The organism is Massilia sp. LC238, assembly GCF_000735635.1.
In the GTDB taxonomy this organism is placed as follows: Bacteria; Pseudomonadota; Gammaproteobacteria; order Burkholderiales; family Burkholderiaceae_D; genus Telluria; species Telluria varians.
In genome coordinates this window covers 111,395-122,505 of sequence record NZ_JNNN01000051.1, presented here as the reverse complement: position 1 = coordinate 122,505, position 11,111 = coordinate 111,395, and the positions used below count along the sequence as shown (strand labels likewise).

Sequence of the window (11,111 nt, the reverse complement as noted above, 5' to 3'; positions counted from 1 at the left end):
CCGCCGCGCAAGCGCGCAGGTGTAGCCAGCCGACGCGGCATCAACGGTGAACACGTCTGCGTGCTGGTCGCCCGCGACCGCACCGGCGCCACCTTCGATTTCATTACCGGCCGGGGCGCCGTCACCATGGCCCAGCTGCACCGGCACTTGCTTCCGGTGCTGGACAGGGATGTGCTGCTGGTTACCGATTCCCATCCAGCCTACAAGGCGTTCGCCCGCACGGCCGCCATCTCGCACGAAGCCGTGAACCTGCGGGCCGGCGAACGGGTGCGCGGCGCCGTCCATGTCCAGAACGTGAACGCCTACCACCGGCGCTTCCGTCAATGGCTTGCCCGCTTCAACGGAGTGGCCTCACGCTATCTGCCCAATTATCTCGGCTGGCAGTGGGCCGTCGACGGCGGGCGAATTCGGTCAGCCGACAAGATGCTGCGAATAGCGCTGGGCATGTCCAACATCCAACGGTGACAGCGCCATAAAAAAGCCGCCCGGTCGGGCGGCTCCGGTGGCTGGGAGCATCGCTCAGATGTGCAGCGCGTGTCCCAATGCGCGCAGCGCGGCTTCCTGCACCGCCTCGCCCAGGGTCGGGTGGGCGTGGATGGTGCCGGCGATGTCCTCGAGCTGCGCGCCCAGTTCGATCGACTGGGTGAAGCCGGCCGCAAGTTCCGATACCGCGCCGCCGACGGCCTGCCAGCCGATGATGCGGTGATCGCTCTTGCGGGCCACCACGCGCACGAAACCGTCCGTGCTTTCGATGGTCATCGCGCGTCCGTTGGCGCTGAACGGGAAGTTGGCGGTGACGATCTCGATGCCCGCCTTGTCGGCGTCCAGCGGCGACATCCCGACCACGACGATCTCGGGATCGGTGAAGCACACCGCGGGAATCGCACTCGGCGCGAAGTGGCGGCGCTTGCCGGACACGATCTCGGCCACCATCTCGCCCTGGGCCATGGCGCGGTGCGCCAGCATCGGTTCGCCGGTCAGGTCGCCGATGGCCCAGACATTGCGCATCGAGGTGCGGCACTGGTCGTCCACCTTGACCGCGCGCCCGTTCATGTCGAGCATCAGGTTCTCCAGGCCCCAGCCCGTGGTGCGCGGCTTGCGGCCCACCGCCACCAGCACCCTGTCCGCTTCCAGCAGGGCTTCGACGCCGGAAGCGTCGCGCACCCGGACACGCTGCTGCCCGTCCTCGCCGTCCATGCCGAGCACGGAGGTCGCCAGGCGCAGCTCCACGCCCAGGCGCCCTAAAGCCGCTGCCACTGGCTTGACCAAGTCGGCGTCATACGCGGGCAGGATGCGGTCGGCCGCTTCGACCACCGTCACCTGGCTGCCGAGCTTGCGGTAGGCGGTGCCCAGTTCCAGGCCGATGTAGCCGGCGCCCACCACCACCAGGCGCTGCGGAATCTCGCCAGGCGAGAGCGCTTCGGTCGAGGAGATGACCGGACCGCCGAAGGGCATGAAGGGCAGCTCGACGGCTTCGGAACCGCTGGCCAGCAGCATGTGCTCGCAGCGGATGCGTACCGATGCCTCACTGTCGCCGTCGGCGCGCACCTCGACGGTCTTGCCGTCCAGGATGGTCGCCCAGCCGTTCACCAGCTTGACGCCGTTCTTCTTGAGGAGGGCGCCGACCCCGCCGGTCAGTTTCTTGACGATGCCGTCCTTCCAGGCCACCGTGCGTTCGAGGTCGATGCGCGGTGCGGCGCTGGTGATGCCGAGCGGCGAGGTTTCGGCCGCATAGCTGCGCGCCTTGCAGAACTCCTCGGCCGCGTGGATCATCGCCTTGGACGGGATGCAGCCGATGTTCAGGCAGGTGCCGCCGGGCGCGGCGCCTTCGACCAGCACGGTCGGCACGCCGAGCTGGCCGGCGCGGATGCCGGCGACGTAGCCGCCCGGCCCGCCGCCGATGATCAGGAGTGTGGTAGTCAGTGTCTCCATATGCTCACTCCACGAAGATGGTGGCCGGGGTTTCGAGGTAGCCGCGGATGGCCTGCACGAACTTGGCCGCCACCTGGCCGTCGATGACGCGGTGGTCGAACGAGGACGACAGGTTCATCATCTTGCGCGCCACCATGGCGCCATCCCGGATCATTGGACGGTCGACGATGCGGTTGGGGCCGATGATCGCCACTTCCGGACGGTTCAGCACCGGGGTGGTGACGATGCCGCCCAGCGGGCCGAGGCTGGTGATGGTAATGGTCGAGCCGGTCAGCTCGTCGCGGGTGGCGCGGCCGGCGCGCGCGGCATCGGCCAGGCGCGCCACCTCGGCGGCCGCCGCCCACGGGTCGAGCGTTTCGGCGTGGCGCACCACCGGCACCATCAGGCCGGCCTCGGTCTGGGCGGCGATGCCCAGGTGCACGCCTTCGAACTGGGTGAGGAGGTTGTTGGCGTCGTCGTAGCGCGCGTTCATCATCGGGTACTGGCGCAGCGCCAGCACCACCGCACGCATCAGGAGCGGCAGGAAGGTCAGCTTGCCGCGCTCGGCGCCATACCTGGCGTTGAGCTGGGTGCGCAGCGCTTCCAGTTCGGTGACGTCGACTTCTTCCACATAGGTGAAGTGCGGGATGTTGCGCTTGGCTTCCTGCATCTTCTCGGCGATCTTGCGGCGCAGGCCGATGACCGGCGCCGATTGTTCGCCCTCGCGCTTGGCATAGCGCTCGTCGCGCCCGGTGCCTTGTGCGCTTGCGCGGCGGCCCGACACGTGGGCGTCGAGGTCGGAATGCAGGATGCGGCCCGCCGGGCCGCTGCCGTGCACGAACTGCAGTTCGATCCCGAGGTCCCAGGCGCGCTGGCGCACGGCCGGCGCAGCCAGCGGCTTTTCGCCCTCGGCGCGCATCGGCGCCGGGCCGTTCTGGTAGCTGCGTTGCGGTGCTGCGGCCGGCTTCGGCGGCGGGGCCGCCGGCGCAGAGGCTCGAGCCTGCGCGCCTGCCGGGCTCTCCGCCTGCGCCACCGCTTCCAGCTGCGGTTCCGCGACTTCTTCGGCCGGCGCCGTGGCGGCGGCGGATTTGACAGGTTCCTGTTTCGCCTTCTCGCCGGAGAAGTTGCCGGCGCCTTCGACCTCCAGACGGATCAGCTCCGCGCCCACCGCCAGCGACTGGCCGACCGCGCCGCCCAGGCTGGTGATGGTGCCGGCGACCGGCGAGGGAATCTCGACGGTGGCCTTGTCGGTCATGACGTCGGCCAGCACCTGGTCTTCCTTGACCGTGTCGCCCGGCTGCACGTGCCAGGCGACGACTTCGACCTCGGCGATGCCTTCGCCCAGGTCCGGCATCTTGATGACATGAATGCCCATATTATTTTCCCTCCAGCGCACGTTTCAGGGCCGCGCCGACACGGTCGGGCCCCGGGAAATAAGCCCATTCCTGCGCATGCGGATACGGGGTGTCCCAGCCGGTGACGCGCTCGATCGGCGCCTCCAGCTGGTAGAAGCAGTGTTCCTGCACCAGGGCCGCCAGCTCGGCGCCGAAGCCGCTGGTGCGGGTGGCTTCGTGCACGATGACGCAGCGGCCGGTCTTCTTGACCGAATTGACGATGGTCTCGAGGTCGAGCGGCCAGATGCTGCGCAGGTCGATCACCTCGGCGTCGACGCCGCTTTCGCGCGCCGCCGCTTCCGATACCCAGACCATGGTACCGTAGGCCAGCACCGTGACGTCGTTGCCGGGACGGACGATGTTGGCCTTGTCGAGGTCGACCTTGTAGTAGCCGGTCGGCACGTTGCCCAGCGCATGGCCGGACCAGGGCACCACCGGACGATCGTGGTGGCCGTCGAAGGGGCCGTTGTACAGGCGCTTGGGCTCCAGGAAGATCACCGGATCGTCGTTCTCGATCGAGGCGATGAGCAAGCCCTTCGCGTCGTAGGGGTTGGACGGCATCACGGTACGCAGGCCGCATACGTGGGTAAAGAAGGCTTCCGGGCTCTGGCTGTGGGTCTGGCCGCCGTAGATGCCGCCGCCGCAGGGCATGCGGATCACCATCGACGAGGTGAATTCGCCCGCCGAGCGGTAGCGCAGGCGCGCCGCTTCCGACACGATCTGGTCGGTGGCCGGGTAGAAGTAGTCGGCGAACTGGATCTCGACCACCGGGCGCAGGCCGTAGGCCGCCATGCCCACCGCGGTGCCGACGATGCCGCCTTCGGAGATCGGCGCATCGAACACGCGCGACTTGCCGTACTTGGCCTGCAGGCCGTCGGTGACGCGGAACACGCCGCCGAAATAGCCGACGTCCTGGCCGTACACCACGACGTTGTCGTCGCGTTCCATCATCACGTCCATGGCCGAGCGCAGCGCCTGGATCATGGTCATCGGCATGGTAGCCGTTTCTTTCGGTATGTCGTCTCGCGCCATCTTCATACTCCCAGTTCCTGGCGTTGCCGGCGCAGGTGCTCCGGCATCTCCTTGTACACGTCCTCGAACATCGTGGCGGCGCTCGGGGCGCGCTCGTCGCCCAGGATGCCGTAGGACTCGGCCTCTTTCTGGGCCGCGAGGACTTCCGCCTCCAGTTCGGACTGCACGCGCTCGTGCTCCTCGTCCGACCACCAGCCCTGCTTGGTCAGGTACTGGCGCAGGCGGGCGACCGGGTCGCCCAGCGGGAAGTGCTGGAAGTCGTCGGCCGGGCGGTAGCGCGAGGGGTCGTCCGAGGTCGAGTGCGGGCCGGCGCGGTAGGTGACCCATTCGATCAGGGTCGGGCCCAGGTTCGAGCGGGCGCGTTCGGCCGCCCAGCGCGAGGCCGAGAGCACGGCCAGGAAATCGTTGCCGTCCACGCGCAGCGAAGCGATGCCGCTGCCGATGCCCCGGGTGGCGAAGGTGACGCTCTCGCCGCCGGCAATCGCCTGGAAGGTCGAGATCGCCCACTGGTTGTTGACCACGTTGAGGATGACCGGCGCGCGGTACACGTGGGCAAAAGTCAGGGCCGTGGAAAAATCGGATTCGGCGGTGGCGCCGTCTCCGATCCAGGCCGAGGCGATCTTGGTATCACCCTTGATGCTTGATGCCATCGCCCAGCCCACCGCTTGCGGGTACTGGGTGGCCAGGTTGCCGGAAATGGAGAAGAAGCCGGCGCGGCGCACCGAGTACATCACCGGCAGCTGGCGGCCCTTGAGCGGGTCGCGCTCGTTGGACAGCAGCTGGCAGATCATCTCCACCAGCGGCACCTGCTTGGCGATCAGAAGGCTTTGCTGGCGGTAGGTCGGGAAATGCATGTCGCCGTCTTCGAGGGCCAGCGCCTGGGCCGTGCCGAGGGCTTCCTCGCCGAGCGAGAGCATGTAGAAGGACATCTTCTTCTGGCGCTGGGCGATGACCATGCGGGCATCGAAGATGCGGGTTTTCATCATGGTGCGCAGCCCGAAACGCAGCAGTTCGGGATCGACCTCGGGCGCCCAGGGACCGACGGCGTCGCCGTTCTCGTCCAGGACGCGGATCAGGCCGGTGGCGATGTCGCTCGTATCGAGCGGCGCCACGTCGACGGGCGGACGCCGGACGGCGCCGGCGGGACTCAATTGCAGGTACGAAAAATCGGTCTTGCAGCCCGGGCGGCCGGTAGGCTCCGGTACATGCAGCGACAGAGGCTTACTCTGACTCATAAACGCTTCCCCTTTGTAAGGTGACTTGCGGCAAGCATGATAAGGCGAACGGCCGCGCACACGAAGTCCTTTTCATATTGCTATGCAGCATAGCGAGCCCGGCAGGGTGGGCGCTCACGCTATTGCATGCTGTATCGGCGGCGGTACAAGGGCGTGTCAGGCGCCCGGTGCGGATTGCGGGCCGCGCGCGGCGTCTGTAGTATGGAACTGCCGCAGTATCCCTTCATGCCCGCGCGCAGGGAAACATGAAAAAGACCGCCGTCGTTCTGCTGACGCTCCTGCTGGCGACTGCCGGGATCGGCGGGCCGATCCTGCTTGCCATCGAGGAATCGCAGCGGCAAGCCTTCAAGGCGGAAAGCGCGCATGCGCTCGGCTATGCGCGTGACGTCGTGATGCGCGGCGACGAGACCGCCGCGCAGGTGGCCGCTGCCGTCAAGCGGCTGGCCCCGTACGCGGACGCACCCTGCGCGCCGGCGAGTATCGACCTCATGCGCGAGATCGACCTCGGCTCGACCTATATCCAGGCGGTCGGCTACGTCGAGGGCAACCGGATGCTCTGCTCGTCCATCGTCGGCAGCGCGCGCGTGCTCGAACTGGGCGAGCCCGCCTACCGCAGCGAGACCGGCGCCGTGGTGCGCACCGACGTGCACTTTCCGTTCGCGCCCCAGTATGCCTTCCTGGTTTTGCAGTACGGCAGCTATGCCGCCATCCTTCACGCACAATTGCCGATCGATACGGCCAAGAGCGAGCCCGACGTGTCGCTGGCCGTGGTGCCGCTCGACTTCTACGCGCCGATCAGTGCCCGCGGCCATATCGACCCCGCCTGGTCGAAACGCCTCGGCAGCGCGCGCGAGGCGGTGTTCGAGGAGGATGGCCACGTCGTTGCCGTGGTGCGTTCTTCGAGCTTCGGCACGGTCGGCATCGCCGCTGTGCCGCTGCACTACTTGGAAGACCGATCCCAGGATTTCGCGGCCCGGCTGGTGCCGGTAGGCATGCTGGCCGGCATCGCGCTGGCCTGCGCGATCCTGTACCTGGCGCGCCAGCAGATGGCCTTGCCCTATGCGGTGCGCTCGGCGCTGCGGCGCAAGGAATTTTTCCTGGAATACCAGCCCGTGGTCGAACTGCGCAGCGGCCGCATGACCGGCGTCGAGGCCCTGGTGCGCTGGCGCCGGCCCACCGGCGAGATCGTCATGCCCGAGCTGTTCATTCCCATCGCCGAGCAGGACGACACCATCGTCAAGCTGACCCACCAGGTGCTGGAACTGGTCTGCCGCGATACCGGCTTCTACCTCGAGACGCATCCCGACTTCCATATCGGCATCAACGTGGCGCCGGCCGACTTCCATTCACCCGACTTCCTCGACAAGCTGCAGGCCACGCTCGAGCAGATGGGCGCGCATCCGTCCAGCATCATCCTCGAGGTGACCGAGCGCGGCATGCTCGACCCGGTGGTCGCGCGCGAGACCTCGGGCGCCTTGCGCCGGCACGGTTTCGCGATTGCGATCGACGACTTCGGCACCGGCTATTCGAGCCTGTCCTACCTCGAATCGCTGGAACTCGATTTCCTGAAGATCGACCGCAGCTTCATCGAGGCGATCGGCACCGGGGCGCCGACCAGCCAGGTGGTCGGGCACATCATCGCGATCGCACGCGACCTCGGGCTGCGCATGATCGCCGAAGGGGTCGAAAGTCAGGCCCAGGCGGAGTTCCTGCTCCGGCAAGGGGTGCAGTACGCGCAGGGCTGGCTGTTCGGACAGCCGATGTCCTTTGCCGAGGTCCTGCGCCGGATGGAAGAGGCGGAGGAACTGGCGGCGCGTGTGGCCGGCTAGGACGTCGCCGGCCGCACCTGCAGCGCCGAGCCGCCGGGCTTCCTTACTGCACCACCGGCAGCTCGATGTAGCTCTGGTTGGCCGCGTCGTGGTGCACCGCATTGTCGGCCACCACCCCGGTCTTCTCGCTTTCGTTCGGCCCGCCGGTATTCAGGTTGCGCACGAATTTCGGGAAGTTGGACGAGGTGACTTCGACGCGGATGCGGTGCCCGGCGCCGAACTGGATCGCGGTGGCGATCGGGCTCGGACGGATGGTCACGACTTCACCCGGCGTGAGCATCTCAGGCTTGTCGAAACCGTTGCGGTAGCGCGCACGGAAGATGGTGTCGCCGATGATCCAGGCGGTGCCGTCCGGCGCCACGTCGACCAGCTTGACGGCGAAATCGGTGTCCCTGGCGTTCGACGAGACCTTCAGCACGGCATCCACGAAGCCGGCCACGCTGACGGCCTTCGGCAGCGGGTCGCTGGTGTAGACCAGCACGTCGCTGCGCGCCTCGACCGGACGCTGGTCGAAGGCGCCCGGCACCACGATGCCGCCGTTGCAGCAGTCGCCGCCGCCGATGGTCTGCACCGGATTCATCGGGTCGTAGCGGTAGCGGTCGGCCGCTTCGTTCGCGCCGGGCGCCTGCGGCAGCAGGCGGCCGTCGCCGTACAGCGAGTTCGCGCGGCCGCCTGAGCGCAGGTACAGGCGCATCGGCTTGGCTTTCTCCGGCGGCCAGGTGCCCGCGCTCTGCCAGCGATTGGCGCCCATCTCGAAATAGCGCACGTGCGGCGTAGTTGCGGGGAAGGCCTTGGTGTCGCCCTTCAGCCAGCGGTCGAACCAGCCGTAGATGGCGCCGTCGACGTCGAAACTGGTATCGCCCATGTTGCGCTCGCCGATGGTGTTGTTCGGGCCGAGACGGGAGAAGGCGCAGTGCACGTTCGGCGCGACCACCGCGTACTGGTTGGCGCTGGCTTCCTTGTCGGTGCCGGCCGCGCGTGCGTGGTTGAACAGCTCGAGATTGGGGCCGATCGAGACGTCGTACCAGCTGTTGAACCACAGCGCCGGCACGCCCCAGCCCATGCCTTCGTGGTACAGGCCGCCTTTTTGCCAGGCCGGGTCGCTTGGCGTGCGTTTGATCAGTTCTTCAAAGGTGCCGGCCGGCTCGCCCAGCGAGCTCAGTAACTGGTCGACCGGCAGGTGCTTGATCTGCTTGTTCCAGTCGACCTGCGGCTTGGCCGGGTTCAGGTCGTTGTAGGCTTCGACGCGGGCGCGCAGCTTGTCGTCGGCGATGGCGGGCAGCTGGGCGCGCAGCGGATTGTCGACGCCGTACAGCCAGACGAAGAACAGGTTGCGCGGCACGCCGCCAGTGTACCAGTTGCCTTGCTCCTGGAAGCGGCCGACCTTGCCGATACCGGCGCCGGACGCCATCGGCACCATGGCCGCGTGCGCCGGGTGGTTCAGGCCGGCGAGGGCCAGTTGCCACTCGGCCGAGGACGAGCAGCCGAGCGTGCCGACCTTGCCGTTCGACCAGTCCTGCCTGGCGATCCAGCTCAGGGTGTCGTAGCCGTCGTTCTGCGGATTGCCCAGGATCTCCCAGTTGCCGCCCGAGAAGTAGCGGCCGCGCTCGTTCTGTACGATGAAGGTATAGCCGCGCTTGACCGATTCGAGCACGTAGCGCTGGGTCGAGCCTTTCAGCTTGCCCTCGTTGTACGGCGTCTTCCACAGGATGGCGGGCAACTTGCCGCTGGCGTTCTTCGGCATGTAGATGTCGGTCGACAGCTTAATGCCGTCGCGCATCGGCACCATCACGCTGAGGCGGGACGTGGCGATCAGCGCCAGTTCCTTTTCCAGGGCTTCCTGGCTGTACTTGCTGTAGTCCTGCGCCGCGACGACGACGTGGGCGTCGGCCGCGAACAGGGCGAGTGCGACGAAACTGGCGACAATCTTCTTCAAGCTGACTCCTTCGGCTCATGAATGAGGAATGGCCGGGCGGCGCTTGGCGGCCCGGACAAGCACATGGAATGATGGCTCCACTGGAGTAATACTTTATCAACAGTCCGGCTGTTGAGCTAGCGCAACATGACGAAATGACTCGCCAGTCATGAAACCCGCGCGCGCTGTCGCTTTATCGCGTCTTTACGCCGCCGGTGCGATCGTGGCGCCTGCCAGCTTGCGCTGGCGTAGCCAGTAGCCCAGCGCAAGCAGGGCCAGCCAGGCCGGGATCATCCACACCGACAGCTGCAGGCCCGGCGTCAGGTACATCACCACGATGATGCCGGCCAGGAAGGCCAGGCACAGGTAGTTCGTGAGCGGGAACCAGGGGCTGCGGAAGGCCGTCGCCTGGCCCGCCGCCTGCTTGGCGCGGCGGAAGCGCAGGTGGCTCCAGCACACCATGCCCCAGTTGATGACGAGCGCCGCCACGGCCAGGCCCATCAGCATGCCGAAGGCGTCGCGCGGCAGGAAATAGTTGACGCAGATGCAGATGCCGGTGGCCACCGCCGACACGCCCAGGGCGGCCAGGGGCACGCCGCGCTTGCTGACCTTGAGCAGGGCGCGCGGCGCGTTGCCCTGTTCGGCCAGGCCGAACAGCATGCGGCTGTTGGCATAGGTGCAGCCGTTGTAGACCGACAGGGCGGCCGTCAGCACCACCAGGTTGAGGATGTTGGCCACCGCATTGCTGTCCAGCGCGGCGAAGATCAGCACGAAGGGGCTGCCGCCGGTCACCACCTTCTGCCACGGGTACAGCATCAGCAGCACGGCCAGCGCGCCGACGTAGAAGATGGCGATGCGCCAGATGGCCTGGTTGATCGCGCGCGGGATGGTGCGGCCCGGGTTGTCGGCTTCGGCCGCGGTGATGCCGATCATTTCCAGGCCGCCGAAGGAGAACATGATGACCGCCATCGACAGCGCCAGGCCGGCAAAGCCGTTCGGGAAGAAGCCGCCGTGCTGCCACAGGTTGGCCACGCCGGCCTGGGGACCGGCAGTGTCGCTGATCAGGAGGTACAGGCCGAACACGATCATGCCGACCACGGCCGCCACCTTGATGATGGAAAACCAGAATTCCAGCTCGCCGAAGGTTTTCACGTTGAGCAGGCTGAGCGAATTGACGAGCACGAAGAAGGCGAGCGCCGAGACCCAGGTCGGGATGTCCGGGAACCAGTACTGGACGTAGATGCCGAGCGCGGACAGCTCGGCCATGCTGACGAGGATGTACATCACCCAGTAGTTCCAGCCGGAGACGAAACCGGCCATCGGGTTGCCGTATTTGCTGGCGAAATAGCCGAAGGAACCGGCGACCGGCTCGTCGACGATCATCTCGCCGAGCTGGCGCATGATGAGGAAGGCGACCAGCCCGGCGATGGCGTAGCCGAGCAGGGCGGAGGGGCCGGCTTGCTGGATGGTCTGGGCCACGCCCAGGAACAGGCCGGTGCCGATGGCGCCGCCGAGGGCGATCAGCTGGATGTGGCGGTTCTTTAAGCCACGTTTGAGTTCATGCTTGGCGGTATCCATCGTCGGCCTTCAGCGAAAGTTGCCTTAAAGCCAGCGATTTTACTGCAAGCAGGGCCGCCATGGACGGCGCGCCTCCCGAAAGCTGGTTGGCGGCCGCCCGGGCGGATCAGAAGCGGCGGTAGCCGCGGCGTCCCATCGGATAGCGTTGCGCCATCTTGCCGCCGAATTTTTTCCAGAGCAGGCCTGCAATGGCCATCATGATCATTTTGCGCATGGC

At 67.1% G+C, this 11,111-nt stretch carries 8 protein-coding genes; 2 read left to right on the top strand and 6 right to left on the bottom strand.

Translation table 11 applies throughout. The features are described from left to right. A partial coding sequence (locus tag FG94_RS14150; RefSeq protein WP_036212763.1) for an IS1595 family transposase occupies positions 1-465 on the top strand: 465 nt, incomplete at its 5' end. Positions 466-519: 54 nt separating this feature from the next. Here FG94_RS14150 and lpdA read toward each other — a convergent pair. From lpdA to FG94_RS14130, 4 genes are read right to left on the bottom strand one after another with little or no spacing between them, the layout of a single operon-like run. Further along, positions 520-1,932 (bottom strand): dihydrolipoyl dehydrogenase, encoded by a 1,413-nt coding sequence (gene lpdA, locus FG94_RS14145; RefSeq protein WP_036212694.1) that lies wholly within the window; start codon positions 1,930-1,932, stop codon positions 520-522. 4 nt (positions 1,933-1,936) lie between these two features. Continuing rightward, positions 1,937-3,286, bottom strand: a complete 1,350-nt coding sequence (locus FG94_RS14140; protein ID WP_036212692.1) for a dihydrolipoamide acetyltransferase family protein — start codon at positions 3,284-3,286, stop codon at positions 1,937-1,939. Position 3,287: 1 nt separating this feature from the next. Then, a complete protein-coding gene (locus FG94_RS14135; RefSeq protein WP_036212690.1) occupies positions 3,288-4,343 on the bottom strand; it encodes an alpha-ketoacid dehydrogenase subunit beta in 1,056 nt (351 codons plus the stop codon). Then, positions 4,340-5,572 (bottom strand): 3-methyl-2-oxobutanoate dehydrogenase (2-methylpropanoyl-transferring) subunit alpha, encoded by a 1,233-nt coding sequence (locus FG94_RS14130; protein ID WP_036212689.1) that lies wholly within the window; start codon positions 5,570-5,572, stop codon positions 4,340-4,342. Before FG94_RS14130 ends, FG94_RS14135 begins: the two co-directional genes overlap by 4 nt. A gap of 245 nt (positions 5,573-5,817) precedes the next feature. On the opposite strand from FG94_RS14130, the gene FG94_RS14125 reads away from it, so the two are divergent. After that, positions 5,818-7,401 (top strand): EAL domain-containing protein, encoded by a 1,584-nt coding sequence (locus tag FG94_RS14125; RefSeq protein ID WP_051996684.1) that lies wholly within the window; start codon positions 5,818-5,820, stop codon positions 7,399-7,401. Positions 7,402-7,444: 43 nt separating this feature from the next. Here the strand turns inward: FG94_RS14125 and FG94_RS14120 are convergent, their stop codons facing one another. After that, on the bottom strand, positions 7,445-9,337 hold the full coding sequence (locus tag FG94_RS14120; protein ID WP_081925993.1) for a CocE/NonD family hydrolase: 1,893 nt from the start codon (positions 9,335-9,337) through the stop codon (positions 7,445-7,447). 183 nt (positions 9,338-9,520) lie between these two features. Further along, positions 9,521-10,894, bottom strand: coding sequence for an amino acid permease (locus FG94_RS14115; protein ID WP_036212687.1), 1,374 nt, complete (start codon positions 10,892-10,894; stop codon positions 9,521-9,523). Positions 10,895-11,111 lie beyond the last annotated feature (217 nt).

Bases quoted from the DNA above. Each gene is read 5' to 3' on its own strand.
- FG94_RS14125 (WP_051996684.1), top strand. From the start codon at position 5,818: ATGAAAAAGACCGCCGTCGTTCTGCTGACGCTCCTGCTGGCGACTGCC.
- FG94_RS14135 (WP_036212690.1), bottom strand. From the start codon at position 4,343: ATGAAGATGGCGCGAGACGACATACCGAAAGAAACGGCTACCATGCCG.
- FG94_RS14140 (WP_036212692.1), bottom strand. From the start codon at position 3,286: ATGGGCATTCATGTCATCAAGATGCCGGACCTGGGCGAAGGCATCGCC.
- lpdA (WP_036212694.1), bottom strand. From the start codon at position 1,932: ATGGAGACACTGACTACCACACTCCTGATCATCGGCGGCGGGCCGGGC.
- FG94_RS14130 (WP_036212689.1), bottom strand. From the start codon at position 5,572: ATGAGTCAGAGTAAGCCTCTGTCGCTGCATGTACCGGAGCCTACCGGC.
- FG94_RS14115 (WP_036212687.1), bottom strand. From the start codon at position 10,894: ATGGATACCGCCAAGCATGAACTCAAACGTGGCTTAAAGAACCGCCAC.